Here is a 16709-nt window from a genome sequence, read left to right on the forward strand (position 1 = left end):
GCGTGACGTAGAAGCGCTTCCAAGAATTTAATTTGCTTTACTTTTACCTTGCTGGTTTGTCTGTATGTCAGAGATTCTTTCTACCTCCGATCGCTACCTGCAACTGATTGACCAGATTGTGCAGATGACCCTGAAGGGCAACATCCGCTCAAAAGAACAGGTCTATCAACTGTTAGTAGAAGGAGTCACTGCGGGCACTGGCGAACTCTTTGAGCGCTCATTACAAAGCCAGATTGAGGCTGTGCAAGCACGGCTGGATACCGAAACGGATGAATTGAAGCAAGCAAAAGCAACCCGTAGTCGTCGAGCGCTCCAAACCATTCAAGGCGAATGGGAGCGCTGGCAGCAGCTGAATCAAGCCACCGAAGCGATCGCCAGCGTGATTCAGAAAATTACAACGGCTGACGCAGCACAACGGTTGCCAGAATTTTTGCGGGCGATCGATCCGAATCAACCCCAGTGCCTCACTACCAGCCAACTCAAACAGCTTGCAACCGCACTTCAGCAGCAGGGTGATGCCAGCAGCAGCGACGTGCAGCAAGAGCTATATCAGTTAGCAGCAGGTATCCGTCAAGGGCTGGCATCGTGGGAGCATGTGCAAGATCAGCTGGTCAGTTGGATCTATGACCAGGGACAAGCACTTGGGTTTGCTGGTACACCCGGACAGGGTAACCCGTGGGCTGTGTGGGCAAAACAGCTAACCAATCCTCTACTGATTCAACTCTTTCAGGCATTAGCGCTGAACGAGTCTGCCAGTGAATTCGTTGCTCGTGTTTCGGTTTTCGATCGCAGTACGTGGGTTGAATTAGCCATTCTTTTGCAATACCTTCAGCAGGGCTTAGTTGCCTGGTTCGATCGCCTGGTTTACGATGCCAAAGTCGGTGCCAAGCTATCGATTTCCACGTTTCTGGCGTTTTCCATCCTTTGGTCGCAGTTAGCACGCGGGTTTGCTCAGGCAACTGCGCTTAACTCGGTGCATCAAAGCCAATTTTCAGAAGGTGCTTTTCAGGTCACGCTGCAAATTTTGCGATCGTTCGCTCAGCGTCCTTACTTTCCCCTTTATGGCGGTGTATTTGCCTCCTTTCCGGGCAGTCAGTTACGCAGTGTGGTGAACTATCTGGATGAACCGCTCAAACGGGCAGACGGCACTCAAGAAAAGGCGCGCATTCTAACGTTGATTGGCTCTTCGGAACGGGCACAGGGGCTGCTCGATCGGGCAAAAGAATTTCACAGCATCGCCAGAGATATTGCCGCAGAAGCAGGCGATCGTCCCTGCGAGATCGCTAACCTCAACCACCTCAGCCGTACCTGCGTTGCTCAGAAAAACTATGGTGAAGCCATCAATTACAGCCAGAGGGCGCTAATTCTCAGCCGTCAGACGGGCGATCGCCTGGGCGAAGCCAATGCGTTGGTGAACCTGGGTTACAGCGAAGTCTTGCAGGCACAGCAGGTCGAGCAAACCGAGCCAGAGGTTTACGAAGCGGCTATTAGCTATTTACAACAGGGCTTGAAGCTGGCAGAGCAGCAAGGCGATCGCCAGAGTCAGGCGTTTGCGTTCAACAGTCTGGGCATTGCTCATGTCGTTCTAGAACGCCCCCAGGCGGCGATCGCCTACTTGTCAGATGGACTCAAAGCCTCTCAGGTTGCTGGTGATCTGTATCTACAAGGCTTGAATCTGGCGTATTTAGCAGAGGCATACTACCGCCAGCAAGAAACTAGCCGAGCCATCTATGCAGGCTGCCTGGGCATGTACCTCCTTGAAAGTATTGCCTCACGCGAGTGGCGACAACCCGCTGGGCTGCTGACTATACTCCAGGGGCAAATGGGCGCGACCTTTATGCTCACGCTTGCCCAACTGCGACCAGAACTCATTGCCACGATCGGGGTGGATGGCTACGATCACCTACCAACCTTGCTGGAACAGTACCGTCAGCCTGGGTAGAGAAAGGGAGTAGGGAGGAGTGGGGAGTAGGGAGTGGGGGGTAAGGCATTGAAACAACAGCTAAAAACTTAGCCTGCATCACCTGCTGCAAGCCTTCGTGCCCACACCTGACGCTCATTTTCTACGAGTGCCACTCTAGAAACAGGTACATTTGCCCAGTGGCTACGTTTGTTACTTGTAATACTGAATGTATTCATGTGTTTCAGGTGTCGGCGGAGATGAGTCAAATGAAAACCTTTAAGCGTTGGTTAGGCATTCCGATTGCAGTGGCGATCGCGTTGGGAACGGCATCCACGGCTCTCAGTCAGGTCGTTGCCATTACCTCGAACTCACAGACCATTCAGCTCAGCGGCACATCAGGCGGCAGCAAGCAAGATAGCAAAGGCTGTGCTGGTTCCATCGGGTCTACGCCCAACCATGTCGTTCAGGTGGCGGAAGATGCCAACCTGCAATTTACTCTGCAAGCCTCTGGTGAACCAGCCTTGTTGATCCGCAGTAGCTCCGGTCAAGATTTCTGCGTACCAGCAGACAGCTACTCCAACGGCAAAATCACGATTCCGGGACGATGGAGTAAAGGCACTTACTCGGTCTACGTGGGCGATCGTGCCAAGGGACAGCATTCCTACACGCTGTCGATTTCTCGCAGTTAGAGCAGCTTAGAACGGTCTAAAGGTCTCCAGGGACGTTGGATACAGCGCTCCTGAAGACTTTTAGAGCAGATAGTGGACTGTGTAAGATCGACTAACAGGCTAATCCTCGATTTTTTGGACGGGCACTTCGACAGCGCTCACGTCAATCGTTCCTGGCGGAGTGAGACGACTAAAACGCCCATCTTCCACCGTCAACGCTTCACTACAGTTGGGACAGCTAAACTCCGTTTGATTCAGACTGACAAACTCATAACGACAGACAGGGCAGTCTGCCTGAATCAAGTTGCGCTTCAGCCACCAGCGCAAGCCAAAAAAGGCAACCACAGGCGTGAGGAGAATTAGCCCAACCAGGATAAAAAACGATTTGACCAGCCAACCGAGACCGATCGCTCCTAATAGCCAAATGACGGCAAACGGTAAAAGTAAACGGCTGACTTCAGCAAAGCCAATTTGGAGATTCTTAAAACTGTCCTGGTTCATGGCAGTCTCCTGCACAACGTAAGCTTGAATACTCCCATCCTACTGAGAAACTGCCCTGGTGCCTGACGGCAATTCCCAACTCTGGTGGGCAGATATCCCTACTATAAGCACGCTGTCCTGTTAGCAAAACTGTTCACACGTCTAGCTAACAAATCGTCATCCAAAACACGACTCCTAGCTTCTACTGCTTCTCTCCCAAAATCAAACAACACCTGTCAAATTCTCCTACAGCCAATTGCTGTATCGAGAGCCTGACAGGTGTTGAGCGAAATTGACTGCGCGTGGTCTAGAACAAACCAAGCGTCAGAGACTTATCGATGGGAAACGTTGCACCAATACCAAGCCAGAGAGTCACCAGCGTACCAAAAAGGAACACAGTGGTTGCAACTGGACGACGGAACGGGTTCTGAAACTTGTTCACGTTTTCAATGAACGGAATCACGATCAGTCCCAGTGGCACTGAAGCCATCGCAACTACACCCAAAAGCTTGTTGGGCACCGTGCGTAGAATCTGAAACACAGGGTAGAGATACCATTCAGGTAAGATTTCGAGAGGGGTTGCGAAGGGGTCAGCAGGTTCGCCAACCGTCGCTGGATCGAGGACTGCTAAACCAACGTTTAGCGCGATCGTTCCTAGAATCACGACTGGGAAAATGTACAGCAGGTCGTTGGGCCAAGCAGGCTCGCCATAGTAGTTGTGACCCATACCTTTGGCAAGTTTGGCGCGCAACTGAGGATCAGATAGATCCGGCTTTTTAAGCGTTGCCATAGTAGTGTTGCTCTCCTTTTTTTCTGAAGTCAGTAGGGGATGGATTTTTAGAGCACAGTCTGCTGGTGCTATCCATCAAAGAGATGGTTTCGGAAACAGGTCGATCGAGCCTTACAAAGGACCAGAAATACCTTGCTTGCGAATCATCAGGAAGTGAAGCAGCATAAAGACCGCAATCAACCAGGGCAGGACAAAGGTATGAGCGCTGTAGTAACGAGTCAACGTTGCCTGTCCAACACTGGAGCCGCCTCGCAGCAAATCAGAAATGAGCACACCCACGACTGGAATCGCTTCGGGCACACCAGAGACAATCTTGACTGCCCAGTAACCAATCTGATCCCAGGGAAGAGAGTAGCCAGTGACACCAAATGAAACGGTAATCACAGCGAGAATCACGCCTGTAACCCAGGTCAACTCACGAGGCTTTTTGAAGCCACCCGTCAGGTAAACCCGGAAGGTGTGTAGCACCATCATCAGCACCATCATGCTGGCAGACCAGCGGTGAATGGAGCGGATCAACCAGCCAAAGCTGACTTCGTTCATGAGGTACTGAACGGATTCAAATGCCTCAGCAACGGTCGGTCGATAATAGAACGTCATGGCAAACCCAGTGGCAAACTGGATGAGGAAGCAAACCAGCGTAATACCGCCCAAACAATAAAAAATGTTGACGTGGGGAGGGACATACTTGCTAGAAATGTCGTCGGCGAGTGCCTGGACTTCTAGCCGCTCCTCGAACCACTGGAATGCTTTCGAGTCGGTCACCTGCTTAGTGAACATGAAGCAAGAATTCCTAAAAAATGTATGGCTGTTCCTAAAGAATGTAACACAGACGCAGGCTGGATTTCACCCGAAAGCAAATCATTTCTTGACGCGAACGGCTTGCTGCATCAGCGTCTACTCGCGATCGCAAACCAGCACTTTCAGTCTTTGCAATGCTTAAAACGGCATAAAGTTTTCTAACGCAAGCTGGTTGACTGGTCACCACGAGTTAGTAGCCGACATTTCACTGCTGACGTTAAGATTATTCACTATGAGCAAACATATCTCTTGGGGTCGGCAGTTCGCTGCTGTTCTGTTGGCGGTCTTCATTGTGTTGGGTTGGTCAGCACCGTCGGCGATGGCGCTGACGGATGAGCAAAAGTTGCTGGCAGAAGTCTGGCGGTTGGTCGATCGCGCGTACGTTGATGACACGTTTAACCAGCAAAACTGGTGGCTTGTGCGCCAAAAAGCGTTTAAGCAGCCATTGAGCGATCGCGAACAGACCTATACAGCCATCCAACAAATGTTAGCCAGTTTGGATGATCCGTTTACGCGGTTGCTGAAGCCAGTGCAGTATCGGAGCCTGCAAACGAATACGTCAGGCGAACTGACGGGTGTTGGGTTGCAAATCGCTTCTGACGCAGAAACGGGCAAACTGCGTGTGATTGCGCCTATTGCGGGTTCTCCTGCTGATCTTGCAGGCATTAAGCCTGCCGATGCCATTGTGAAAATTGACGGTGCTTCGACGGAAACGTTGACGCTTGATGAAGCCGCAGGACGTATGCGAGGCACGATCGGCAGCCATGTGACACTGACCATTCAGCGTGAAAAAGAGACGTTGTTCGACCTTGACGTAGTGCGCGATCGCATCGAACTGAACCCGGTTTATGCCGATCTGAGATTGCAACCGCCTGCGGCTAACACAGCTTCAGCAGGCACTCCTCTAGCAAGCACTTCGGCAGCCAACAAAAACACACCGACCAAAATTGGCTATATCCGCTTGAGCCAATTCAACGCGAATGCAACGGTTGAACTTACCCACGCCATTGAACGACTGGAAAAGCAAGGCGCAGATGCTTACATTCTCGATTTGCGAAACAACCCAGGTGGTCTGTTGCAGGCGGGCATCGAAATTGCGCGGCTTTGGCTGAACCAAGGAACCATCGTTTATACAGTCAATCGTCAGGGGATTCAAGGGAGCTTTGAAGCGACGGAACAGGCACTGACGAGCGATCCACTGGTGGTGTTGGTGAATCAGGGGACAGCAAGCGCCAGCGAAATTTTGGCGGGAGCATTGAAAGATAACGATCGCGCCACTATTTTGGGCGAAAAAACCTTTGGGAAAGGATTGATTCAATCGTTGTTTGATTTGTCCGATGGATCGGGTTTAGCTGTCACCGTAGCAAAATACGAAACGCCAGGTCATATTGACATCAACAAATTGGGCATTAAACCAGACGTGATTGTGCCGCTCGATCCCATTACTGGCGCTCAGGTGGGTACGTCTGCCGATCGTCAGTATCAAACCGCTGTGGAATTGCTAACGACCCATTCGATGCTTGCCGGTGCTGCTTAGTACAGAGCGAACCTATCACGATCCACTCCACGGGGCGATCGCGCTCGATGGCAGTGACCCTACCGAGGCGTTGCTCATCCGCCTGATCGATACACCCGCCTTCCAGCGACTGCGACGTGTCCGGCAGTTAGGTCCAGCCAGTCTGACGTTTCATGGAGCCGAGAGTTCACGCTTTACGCACTCCCTTGGGGTGTTGGCGATCGCTCGTCGTGCGTTCGATCGACTAGCCAGTATTGATCCTCAGCTCCAGCCCTATCGGGTCGTGGTGCTGTGTGCAGCGCTCCTTCACGATATTGGGCACGGTCCCTTCAGCCATACCGGAGAAGAGGTATTTGGTAGCAACCACGAGCATTGGACAGGGCGCATTTTGCAGGAGTCGGCACCGATTCGAGAGGCGCTAGATGCTGTTGCTCCAGACTTGCTTGAGCAAATCCTTCAGGTTTACCTCAAAAAGCACCCGATCCCGCTTGTCTGGCAGCTAGTTTCGAGTCAGCTCGATTGCGATCGGCTGGACTACCTGATGCGTGACAGCTACTTCACTGGAGCGTCCTACGGCAGAATTGACCTGGATCGGATTCTCATGGCAATGCGCTACGACCCGGTGACGCAGCAGCTCGTAGTTGCGCGTAAAGGCATGACAGCCGTTGAGCACTACTTGATTGTGCGGTACTTCATGTATGCTCAGGTTTACAACCACCCCAAAAATATTGCTGCCTGTTGGGTCTTGCAACAGGCATTTGTGCGTGCCCGTGAGCTTTTACAGCAGGGATTGTTAGACGCTGACGACACAGTCAAAGCGTGGTTGTCTGGAGGCTGCGATCGCCTGCCTTTGTCTCAGTATCTCGCTGCGGATGATGGCGTTTTCACTTATCATCTTCAACGTTGGCAAGCCAGTACGGATCAGATTCTGGCTGATCTATGCCGACGGTTCATCGATCGCGATCTGCCTAAAGCGCTTGATGTGACTCACTTACCTCAAGCTGAACGCCAAGCCCTTTTACAGATAGTGCATCAGTGGCTTACAACCACGCAGAGTAATGCTACGTACTATGCAGGTCTGCAAGTGTCACTCAGTCGTGGCTATACCCTCTATCAGCGTGGTATTAAATGTCAAACACCTAAAGGGCTACAGGAACTGAGCGAGCTATCACCATTGGTACACACCTTGACCAACCCCTATGAGCGGGCGTGGCTCATCTACCCACGCTCGATCGAGCCTACGCTGTCGGCGCGATTAGGGATGTCGTGAGAGTCAGTATCAACGGTAGCGGGAACGACCAATTCAGCCAATTGTCGGATTGCTTCTTGAGCCTGGCTCTCTATACTTGACCTCGCTTGCTTAAAGGCTTCTGATAATCAACTGCGAACATTAGCTGAGCTGAGAGGCAACGGTCATCATCTGTAGGGGCAGCTTAGCTTAAAGGGCGATTAGACTAAGACTATGAGTGAGCCATTCTGGGTTTGTCGTAGTTTTAGTTGAATTTATCTGCTGAATTGTTTGCTGTCATTGGTGTTAAATGCGTAATCTGGCATTGCTGGCTTGATGTTTTTAGTTCAGGTCTAGCCTGAACACCACCAGTACCCTTTTTGGTGTTTGCTCCCTTCTTCTGGTGCTATGCAAATTCTGCCAGTCCACGCAATGCAGCAGCCCCTCAGCTTAGCGCCAGAAGCGACGGTTCTGGAGGCAATCCGGTGCATGAGCCAAGGTCAGGTAGGCTGTGTTTTGGTGCTGGAACAGCAGCAATTAGTCGGTCTTTGCACAGAGCAAGACTGCTTACAGGCGATCGCAGCGGGCACCAATCCAAAAACAACGCAGATTGCAGCCCTGATGAGGCGATCGCCCGTTACGCTTAACGATTCGGAGGGAATCAGTGATGCTTGGCGGGTGATGCAACACCACCACATTCAGCACTTACCCATTGTTAACCCAAATGGGCAAGTGTTAGGAGTTGTCACAGAGCGTAGTTTGCTTCAAGCGCTTGATCCCGCAACCTGGCTGGAGCAGTCTGCCGAGCCGCTGCAAGCTGAGCGGTCTGTCTCTTGCCAGGACATCACGGAGCGCCAGCACTTCTACGACCACCTTCGACTCCAGGCTCAGCGTGAGCAAGCCTTGAATCGTGTGATTCAGGCAATTCGTAACTCACTGGATTTGAGCACTGTTTTTTCGACGGCAACGACTGAAATCGTGCAACTGCTTCAAGCAGACCGCGCCGATATCATTCAGTATTTACCAGCACGCCCTGTATGGAAGGTCGTGTCGGATAGTCACTACAACCCAATCGTCAACAATATTGCAGGGATGGAATTTGCGGATGATGCAAATGAACCGATCGCCCAACTGAAACGCCTGGAAGTAGTACAGCTAGAGGATGTTGCTCAATATCCCGACGAAACGGTCAGCCAGTATGCTCAATTCCTTCCTGGTACCTGGCTTTTGGTGCCGCTACACTTTGAGGCGAGGCTTTGGGGTTGCTTAGCCCTCATTCGGGATCATCAACAGCCGTGGCAAAAAGCAGAGGTCGAACTTGCCTGTGCTGTGGTTGATCAACTGTCGATCGCCATCCAGCAATCTCAGCTTTATCAGCAGGTGCGACAGCTCAACGAAACGCTGGAAAGTCAGGTACAGGAGCGCACTGCCCAACTCCGCAAAGCGCTTGCCTACGAAGCGTTGCTGAAGCGCCTCACCGATCGCGTGCGCGATAGTCTGGATGGGCACTACATTCTCCAGACAACGGTGCAAGAACTGGCGGCTGAGCTGGATGTGTTGTGTTGCGATACCGGGCTTTATGATGCCGAACACAGCACATTGACCATTGCTTATGAGGCGATCCGAGCGGAAGATTTTGCGGCAGTTAAGGGCACAGTTATCTCGCTCAATCCCCTATCTTCTGTAGATGAGCAAACGTTGCAAGGACAATGGGTGCAGTTTTGCTCTCTGTCTGATCCGTTCGATTCGGTGCGTCAGATTAGCTATCGGTTTACAATCCTGAGCTGTCCCATTACCGATGACCACGGCGTATTAGGCGACATTTGGCTCTTTAGACCGTGTAAAGAGTGCTTCTCTGAGTCAGAGATTCGTCTTGTGCAGCAAGTGGCAAATCAGTGTGCGATCGCCCTCCGACAATCGCGTCTTTACCAGGAGATTCAGGCGCAGATCAACGACCTGGAACAATTAAATTACCTTAAAGACGATTTCCTGAGTTCCGTTTCCCATGAACTGAGGACACCGATGGCGAATATTAAGATGGCGACTCAAATGTTGGAGATCCTCTTCAAGCAGGGGGAGATTCCCAATCACGATTCAAGCCGTATCTCACAATATTTCAAGGTGCTTCAGGATGAATGTCAGCGTGAAATCAATCTCATTAATGATTTGCTGGATCTCTCTCGTGCAGAGTCCGGAGACGATCCCTTAACACTGACCACCAAAGATTTGCAGAGCTGGATTCCTGAAATCATCGGAGCGTTTGCCGATCGTGCCGAGAGTCAGCAGCAAACACTCCTGGTTGATGTGCCTGATTATCTACACCCATTGACCACCGACTTTTCTTACCTGGAGCGAATTTTAACTGAACTTCTGCAAAACGCGTTTAAATACACACCGTCTGGTGAAACAATTTGCGTGTCTGCCATCACGACGGTAAATAGCTTGCAGATTCATGTCAGCAATACAGGCGTTGAGCTTGCGCCGAGCGAGTTAGACCGTATTTTCGCTAAGTTTTATCGTATTCCTAACAGTGATCCGTGGAAGTATGGCGGCACTGGCTTAGGTTTGGCATTGGTCAAACGTTTAACTGAGCATTTGGGAGCGGACATTCATGCGGAGAGCGCCAACCGTCAAACGACCTTCATTATTACGTTTGCAACGGGAAAAATGGCGTAGGGACATTGCACAGAACGCACTACAGAGCAGCAATTGCCTCCGCTACTTGTCGTGAAACAAACGGAAGAATGGCTTCATTCTGGCTGTGGGCAACGCCTTCTGTGAATACGACGAGCAAATAAGGACAAGCATTGGGCAGTTCAATATACGCCGCGTCGTGACGCACACGACTCATTAACCCTGCTTTAGACCAAAGCTGCGCGTTAAGCGGTAGCCCCGCGCCTAGAAAGCCAGTGACCTGATTTTCTGGATCAGCCGCTAGATCATCTGGTTTGAGCGATCGCTGCAAAAGCTGCATCATGGACTGCGATCGTGCCGCTGATACCGCCACTCCGCCCACAATGCCATGCAGCAGTCGTGCCGTTGCTGTCGTCGTCAGCAGATTACGGTTGTCCATCAACTCACCAAGGAATGCTCGTTCGCGTCCATAGGCACCATCGCACCAGGTTTTTTGGTTGACGTTGATAGTCTCTAGTTCTGTCCAGGCGAGAGACTGAAAGTAGCGGTTGATGATGTTGCGCTGCTGTTTCCAGGTTTCAAACGGTGCGGTTGGCAGTTCAGGTCCACTCGTCGTTCCCGTCAGCACATCGACGACCAGACTCGTCGCATCGTTACTGGAATCGACAATCATATCTTTCGTAGCTCGCTCTAATTCGGCAGACGGTTGCGCCATACCTTGCTCTAACCACTCGTGCAGTGCGACCAGATAAAACAGCTTGACGACGCTAGCAGGATAGATGCGCTCAATGCCGCGATAGCTGAAACCGCGTGGAGAATGTTTCCAGAATTCTTCAGCACTCAAGGCACCGCCTGTATTGACGACGATCGGTGGATCGTACACCAACCATGTCAGCGCAATCTGATTGCGGGCTAAATCGGGAAATTCCGCCCAGGTTGCCTCCAGAATGCGATCGCCTAGCGCGTTCAGTGACTCATCCTTGTGAAAAAAAATAGCCATCTAACGTCAGCTCACACGCTATCACTCTCTATTATCACTGCTCACGTCTTTGGAGTACCTTCACTCGTAGTCATGAAATAGCGATACTCATCCTCACCTGCCACTCTAAAGCCGAGTCGTTCGTACAGTGCCTTCGCTGGGTTGATTTTTAGCACGTTCAACTTGACAGGCAACCCCCTCTCAGCAGCTTTAGCCAGTACCTTGCGAATCAGCTGAGTGCCCAGCCCTTGACGTTGATGGGTTGGCAGAATAGCAATGTAGTGAAAAAAGAGCGCCTCCCCCTGATCAATCACACACATGATGCCAGCCGCTTCTCCTTGATCACAAATCATCTCATAGGGAAACGCGTGAAAGTCTTCACGCAGTTCCTCTTTCTGCCGCGCTTCATCCCAACTCCAGTAATGGTCAACGTAACCCCGGAATGTCTGTCGATGCACGTCCACTAGAAAGTCAAAATCCGTCTCTGTGGCAATGCGCGTTTCAATGGTACCCATGCTCCGACTCAGCCGTCTCCAGTCCTCGGATGAATGGCACGATCGCCTCTACGAATGCTGCCGTTGTTTCATAAGGCAGCACATTGCGTCCAGCAAGCTTCACACCTTCAGCATTTGGCAAGTGCGTCAAATAATCTTGCAACCGTTCGTCTGGGGTCTCTGACTTCCCTTTGCGGCTGATGCTCGATGCCTGTTCACCCATTGCAATGAACGTTGGCTGGGCGATCGTCGTCAGTTTGTCTGTGTAGTCTTGCCGCCAGAAGCCAGCCAGAAACGAGAAGACGGCATGACGACTGGCAGAATCAGCCGCTCCTTGCTTGAGCATCGCCAACCATTCAGCATCAACGGCATCAGCCGTCGCAAAGAGTTGGCGGATGGAAAAAGATTGGAGGAACTGCGATCGCCGCGCATACCGATAAAAGCCATCACCCAACGGCGAATTGAACAGATTCCAACTGACCTGCTGCCAGACTGGGGTGGTCTTGGCAAGCAGCGTACGGGCAGGCGGTCCACTCATCACCAAACCTTTTACCAAATTCGGTTGTAAGTGTACGAGTTCGATCGCCACTGGCAGTAGCGCTCCCTGCACCACCAGCACCACAGGGGTTTGGATGACGGTTTGCAAAAAGTACTGAAGCTGCTTTGCCCAATCCGATGGGTAGTAGGCAATTTGCGGCATGGCACTCTCACCACAACCCAGCAAATCAGGATTGTAAATCAGGTTGCGCTGCCCTACGCGATACCACTCGTTGCAAAAGCGTTGCCAAAAAGTGCGGGATAACCCTACACCGATCGGGTGGATCAGCAGTAGCGGTACACCATCTGGTGCGCCATCGGGAGCAAGGCGATCGTACGCGCAGCGGTAGTTTTGCCACGTGTAGAACAGCGTTGGTGTGCCTACTGGAATCGACATTGAAGGTTGAGCTTGCATGACTACTAGAATGCAGCATTTTGGTGTATTTTTGCTTGCGTAGTAGCCGCGTTACCTGCAACATCCTTACGGCTAAAACCCTACGTAGCTACTGAATGTTGCAGTAGTCAGATTGGTCGAAACTTTATATCAAATCGCAATCACGTAAAGCAACCATCAAATCTTGCGGTAAGACTGCGTGAACAGCTTAGGTGCTGCCGCTGGCAGGTTAACATCCGTTTAATCGAATTGTTCACCTGGTTCCGTTTGAGAAGCTGCTAACTTACCCCAGGGATCAGTATGGTTTCCATTAAAAATAGAACGGGCAAAGCGACGCTTGAGCGGGTGCGATCCCTCAAAACTCGCATTACCGAAAAACTGTCTTTTGCAACCCTGCAAGTGGAATCGCTGGCAGGCATTACTGTTGCGCTGGCGTTAATTCCAGAATCGCTTGCCTTTGCTGCGATCGCCAAAGTGAACCCGATGGTGGCGCTCTACACTTCTTTCAGCATGGCAGTTGTGATCGCCTTAGCAGGCGGACGACCTGCTATGATCTCAGCCGCTACGGGGTCAATGGCGCTGTTAATGACAACGCTGGTGGCAAAACACGGGGTTGAATACCTCTTTGCAGCAACCATTTTGACTGGCGTTATTCAATTTTTTATTGGTGTTTTTAAGCTGGGACGCTTCTTCAGTTTTATCCCTCAAACGGTCATTTCAGGCTTTGTGAACGCGCTCGGTGTTTTGATTTTTGTGGCACAGGTGCAGCAATTACCAGGAGAACCCTGGCAAGCTTATGTCATGGTTGCTGCAACGCTTGCCGTCGTTTACCTCTTTCCTCGCCTGACTAAAAGTGTGCCGTCGCCGCTGGTGGCGATCGTGGCAATGACCGTGGTAGCGATCGCAGCGCATCTACCGATTCGTCGCGTGGGCGATATTGGTGAAATCACGCGCAATCTACCTGGGTTTCATCTGCCGCAGGTCAGTGTCTCGTTAGAAACGTTGGCAATCATTCTGCCCTATGCTCTGACGCTGGCGATCGTGGGTTTGCTGGAATCGCTACTCACCGCTGCCCTACTGGATGATTTGACCGATACCCGCAGTTCCAAAGACAAAGAAGTGCGCGGTCAAGGCATTGCTAACGTTGTGACAGGCTTTTTGGGTGGTATGGCAGGCTGTGGGATGGTTGGACAGTCCATCATCAATGTGCGATCGGGTGCTCGTCATCGCTGGTCAACAGCCGTTGCGGGAGCCTTTCTGCTGTTTTCCATCTTCGTGCTGCGGGATGTCGTCCAGCAAATCCCGATGGCTGCTTTGGTTGGTGTGATGGTCATGGTGTCATTTGAAACGTTTGACTTTAGTTCGCTAAAAACGCTGCGAACGATGCCGCTGAATGAAGCACTCATCATGCCCTTTACGGCTGCGATCGCACTATTGACGCATGACCTGGCACAGGGCGTTCTGGCTGGAGTCATTTTGAGTACGCTGATGTTTGGTTGGCGGCTTGCCCAAACGCGTCTCACTGTATCAGTCGATCGGGATGGCACAACGCTTTACATGCTGTCCGGGCAATTGTTCTTTGGTTCTGCCGCTACATTTGTTGATTTATTTCAGTACAACGCCGATTCGCATCGCATCGTGATTGACTTTAGCCGTGCTCATGTATGGGATCATGCTGCTGCTGCTGCGATCGCCAAAGTCGTTGCAAAGTATCACCGCCTCGACACGCAGGTAACTCTAGTGGGGCTGAACCCAGATAGCTACCAGCCCATCCGCCGCGCAGGGGTACCAGAACACGCCATTCACATCAATGACGACGTTAGCTTGATCAAACTCCCGATCTGATCATTGTTTGACCACAGCAGTCCTAAACCATTTGTGAGCAAGACTGAATCATTTAGTGGTCAGCGGTCAACGATCAGCTCTTTTGCTGACTGCCGACCGCTCATATGAGCGTCATTCTCAGCAAAATAGGATCGCTATATCACGCTCACTCAGACAAAGCACTGAAATAGCTGACCATCATTGTGCAGAGCCGCTTATGGAACAATGAGTAGACGATCGCTGAACAACGCTAAACCATGAATCGCACTGGCTCTTTAGTTCTAACTGCGACTATTTTCTTCCTTGCGGGGTTGCTCAGCTATGCGGGGGGACAATGGTATCTCAAAACCTACCTTTTGCCGCCTGGCACCATCACAGTACGGGGCGTGCTCAAGTTTCAAACCCACAACAGCGATATAGGTAACAGCGGACATCCGCCCTATGGTTATTTTGTTGAATCGACAGCGATCGATCGCTTTTATATTGAAGGGGACTTAATGAAGTCCTATGTTGGCTCCTCCGTGGTGCTCCAGGGTAAGACGCTCTCAACGGTGTGTGGACCGGATATGTTTCCCTGCTACCCCAAACTGCTCGTGAAGTCAGTTACTCCAGTGCCAGGACAAAAGTAATGACAACAAGCCGCATCAAATTTTTGGGTAATCCGTGGGCAGATGGGCACGCCATCCAGGACTTTTTCTGGTCAGCGCGGCTGGAGCCATCAGGCATTTGGTTTGATTTGCATCTACAAACCGCAGAATACAGTGCAGAAGATACCCATCCAGAAGAGTTTGTGGATGAGTCGCAGGGCGATTGGCAAGCCAAAATTGTTTGGAACAATTATCACCGCTGCACGCTTTCCTCTAACTACTGGGACGGGACTGGCTTTCAAGTCGCTTCCAGAGCGCAACCGCTAGATTTTAAGACGCTGAGTGAACAAGAGTTTTTCGTTGATCCGCTGCCGATCGAGTTTGATCAGCCGCGCCCGTTCGATATCTATCTGCTGGGTCACGATTCTGCTGCCGACCATCGGATTCGCTTCACCCAGCGATCGACCCCCAACGGTTTCTCAGTTGATTGGCGCGGACGCATTGCGTTGTCTTACAGCGGTGATGACGAGTTTCGCTACGAGTTCGCCGCGCATGTAGAGTCTACAGAATTTGAGGGCATTGAGCTTCCCAAGGGTACACGGGAGCAGGAGGCTCAGTCACTGCTTGCGCCATTTGTCATTGATGTAGACGCGTTCACTTTAGTGCTCAGAGGTGAAGAACAATGGTTTCAGTTAAGGTGAGCGTTTACGGTTCCGATACTAAACGTCGCAACTCCAGCGCGTGAATGAGACTGAGAACGTCATGCGTCCATACAGGCAAGATCAGGGTCATCACAATTTCCTCCAGGCTATTGATCAGGCATAGCCCGATCGCGCCCCAAAGAGCCGTCGCATTGTCAAAGCCAAAGAGTCCGATCACCGCAATCAACAGCGAAAGTCCCCAGGCTTTGGCGGTGTAAGTGTGAAAGCTGGGAAACTTACCAAACTTGATCAGACTGGTAGCAAACAGCGTGAGCTGGGACGCGATCGCGACTAGCAGGGGCGTTTGAAACGCGATGATGACTGTTGGATAGACCAGCCACGTGCTGACTGCAATGCAGAGATACAAACTGATATCTGCCCAACTATCTGCTTGCCGGAGTGCGATGGTGCTAACGTTCAATTTGCGGGCAATGATGCCGTCAAAAATATCTGAGAGCACCGCGATAATGTAGCCGATGAGGAAACCAACGCCTGTGCTGCCATCCAGTGCATCTAACAGCAGCAGGGGGGCGATCGCAAACCGTAAACCAACCAGCAGCCAGGGAATATTTGTTCTCAACATAGGTTCTCGGAGCCTTGCCATAGAATTGAGCCAGTAACTACAAGCGCTGCCCCTGCTAAATCTGAAATATTAAAGAGCACTTGCGAAAGAGGTTTTGCAGTGGACGTTAGGACAATGGCTCAATGTCTAATCAGAACGGTCTCACCAGAACGGCATTAGGAGAGCAAGCACATGAAGCACTGGATTATTAGCGCTGTAGCTGGCATTGCCCTACTGCTAGTGCCCGTGAAGGTACGTTGTGGTAGTCCAGGAGCCGCCTGCGCCATGCCGCCTCTCCCTGGAGGTACTGCTCCTAGATACTATTATGAGTACGAGCCGTTGGGCATCATGGGGCTGGAGTTGCTCATGCAAGCAAATTTGCCGTTTTTCTATGCCAGTGGTACTGAGGATGGCTAACGAGGCAGAAATTAGCATTTGGACTGGCGACAGGCTGCAAGCGACAAGTTAAAGGCTGCTTTAAGTAGGAAGGTTCAATTAAATATAAAATCTGCGTCGGATGGATATAGCCTTCGGCATTCAAGAAAAGCGAAGCGTCACCCATGCTGCTAAAGGTTTTGATGCGTTACGGCTATGCTTAACACATCCTACGT

17 protein-coding genes are annotated in these 16709 nt (G+C 51.3%); 9 read left to right on the plus strand and 8 right to left on the minus strand.

Going from position 1 to position 16709, the window contains the following annotated elements; genetic code table 11:
* The first annotated feature begins 64 nt into the window (after window positions 1-64).
* Window positions 65-1942, plus strand: a complete 1878-nt coding sequence (locus AC5JO6_RS16060) for a tetratricopeptide repeat protein (RefSeq protein WP_496082073.1) — start codon at window positions 65-67, stop codon at window positions 1940-1942.
* A gap of 68 nt (window positions 1943-2010) precedes the next feature.
* Here AC5JO6_RS16060 and AC5JO6_RS16065 read toward each other — a convergent pair whose 3' ends face one another.
* Entirely contained in the window at window positions 2011-2139 is a 129-nt protein-coding gene (locus AC5JO6_RS16065; RefSeq protein WP_496082074.1) for a hypothetical protein, read from the minus strand.
* Window positions 2140-2160: 21 nt separating this feature from the next.
* Between AC5JO6_RS16065 and AC5JO6_RS16070 the strand changes: the two genes are divergently transcribed.
* Complete coding sequence (locus AC5JO6_RS16070) at window positions 2161-2592, plus strand: hypothetical protein (RefSeq protein WP_496082075.1); 432 nt, start codon at window positions 2161-2163, stop codon at window positions 2590-2592.
* 99 nt (window positions 2593-2691) lie between these two features.
* On the opposite strand, the gene AC5JO6_RS16075 is transcribed toward AC5JO6_RS16070, so the two are convergent.
* The 3 genes from AC5JO6_RS16075 to petB all read right to left on the minus strand — a co-directional run bounded on the left by AC5JO6_RS16075 (window position 2692) and on the right by petB (window position 4621).
* Window positions 2692-3072 carry a hypothetical protein gene (locus AC5JO6_RS16075; RefSeq protein WP_496082076.1) on the minus strand — a complete coding sequence of 127 codons (381 nt, stop codon included), beginning with the start codon at window positions 3070-3072 and terminating at the stop codon, window positions 2692-2694.
* A gap of 286 nt (window positions 3073-3358) precedes the next feature.
* Complete coding sequence (petD, locus tag AC5JO6_RS16080) at window positions 3359-3841, minus strand: cytochrome b6-f complex subunit IV (RefSeq protein ID WP_496082077.1); 483 nt, start codon at window positions 3839-3841, stop codon at window positions 3359-3361.
* Between the two features lie 111 nt (window positions 3842-3952).
* Window positions 3953-4621 (minus strand): cytochrome b6, encoded by a 669-nt coding sequence (petB, locus tag AC5JO6_RS16085; RefSeq protein WP_496082078.1) that lies wholly within the window; start codon window positions 4619-4621, stop codon window positions 3953-3955.
* Window positions 4622-4874: 253 nt separating this feature from the next.
* On the opposite strand from petB, the gene ctpA reads away from it, so the two are divergent.
* The 3 genes from ctpA (at window position 4875) to AC5JO6_RS16100 (ending at window position 10062) form a co-directional block, all read left to right on the plus strand.
* Window positions 4875-6179 (plus strand): carboxyl-terminal processing protease CtpA, encoded by a 1305-nt coding sequence (ctpA, locus tag AC5JO6_RS16090; protein ID WP_496082079.1) that lies wholly within the window; start codon window positions 4875-4877, stop codon window positions 6177-6179.
* A complete protein-coding gene (locus AC5JO6_RS16095) occupies window positions 6169-7428 on the plus strand; it encodes an HD domain-containing protein (protein WP_496082090.1) in 1260 nt (419 codons plus the stop codon). Before ctpA ends, AC5JO6_RS16095 begins: the two co-directional genes overlap by 11 nt.
* Before the next feature lie 366 nt (window positions 7429-7794).
* Window positions 7795-10062 carry a GAF domain-containing protein gene (locus AC5JO6_RS16100; protein ID WP_496082080.1) on the plus strand — a complete coding sequence of 756 codons (2268 nt, stop codon included), beginning with the start codon at window positions 7795-7797 and terminating at the stop codon, window positions 10060-10062.
* Window positions 10063-10081: 19 nt separating this feature from the next.
* On the opposite strand, the gene AC5JO6_RS16105 is transcribed toward AC5JO6_RS16100, so the two are convergent.
* The 3 genes from AC5JO6_RS16105 to AC5JO6_RS16115 are packed head-to-tail and all read right to left on the minus strand — an operon-like array spanning window position 10082 to window position 12427.
* On the minus strand, window positions 10082-11020 hold the full coding sequence (locus tag AC5JO6_RS16105) for a serine hydrolase (protein WP_496082081.1): 939 nt from the start codon (window positions 11018-11020) through the stop codon (window positions 10082-10084).
* 41 nt (window positions 11021-11061) lie between these two features.
* On the minus strand, window positions 11062-11514 hold the full coding sequence (locus AC5JO6_RS16110) for a GNAT family N-acetyltransferase (RefSeq protein WP_496082082.1): 453 nt from the start codon (window positions 11512-11514) through the stop codon (window positions 11062-11064).
* Entirely contained in the window at window positions 11501-12427 is a 927-nt protein-coding gene (locus AC5JO6_RS16115; RefSeq protein ID WP_496082083.1) for an alpha/beta fold hydrolase, read from the minus strand. Before AC5JO6_RS16115 ends, AC5JO6_RS16110 begins: the two co-directional genes overlap by 14 nt.
* Before the next feature lie 297 nt (window positions 12428-12724).
* On the opposite strand from AC5JO6_RS16115, the gene AC5JO6_RS16120 reads away from it, so the two are divergent.
* The 3 genes from AC5JO6_RS16120 to AC5JO6_RS16130 all read left to right on the plus strand — a co-directional run bounded on the left by AC5JO6_RS16120 (window position 12725) and on the right by AC5JO6_RS16130 (window position 15536).
* Window positions 12725-14269 carry a SulP family inorganic anion transporter gene (locus tag AC5JO6_RS16120; RefSeq protein ID WP_496082084.1) on the plus strand — a complete coding sequence of 515 codons (1545 nt, stop codon included), beginning with the start codon at window positions 12725-12727 and terminating at the stop codon, window positions 14267-14269.
* A gap of 236 nt (window positions 14270-14505) precedes the next feature.
* Entirely contained in the window at window positions 14506-14877 is a 372-nt protein-coding gene (locus AC5JO6_RS16125) for a hypothetical protein (RefSeq protein ID WP_496082085.1), read from the plus strand.
* Window positions 14877-15536, plus strand: coding sequence for a hypothetical protein (locus AC5JO6_RS16130; protein ID WP_496082086.1), 660 nt, complete (start codon window positions 14877-14879; stop codon window positions 15534-15536). Before AC5JO6_RS16125 ends, AC5JO6_RS16130 begins: the two co-directional genes overlap by 1 nt.
* Window positions 15537-15540: 4 nt before the next feature.
* On the opposite strand, the gene AC5JO6_RS16135 is transcribed toward AC5JO6_RS16130, so the two are convergent.
* Window positions 15541-16119, minus strand: coding sequence for a CDP-alcohol phosphatidyltransferase family protein (locus AC5JO6_RS16135; protein WP_496082087.1), 579 nt, complete (start codon window positions 16117-16119; stop codon window positions 15541-15543).
* Between the two features lie 171 nt (window positions 16120-16290).
* On the opposite strand from AC5JO6_RS16135, the gene AC5JO6_RS16140 reads away from it, so the two are divergent.
* Window positions 16291-16515 (plus strand): hypothetical protein, encoded by a 225-nt coding sequence (locus AC5JO6_RS16140; protein ID WP_496082088.1) that lies wholly within the window; start codon window positions 16291-16293, stop codon window positions 16513-16515.
* Window positions 16516-16709: the final 194 nt, after the last annotated feature.

The organism is Tildeniella sp. (assembly GCF_059505325.1).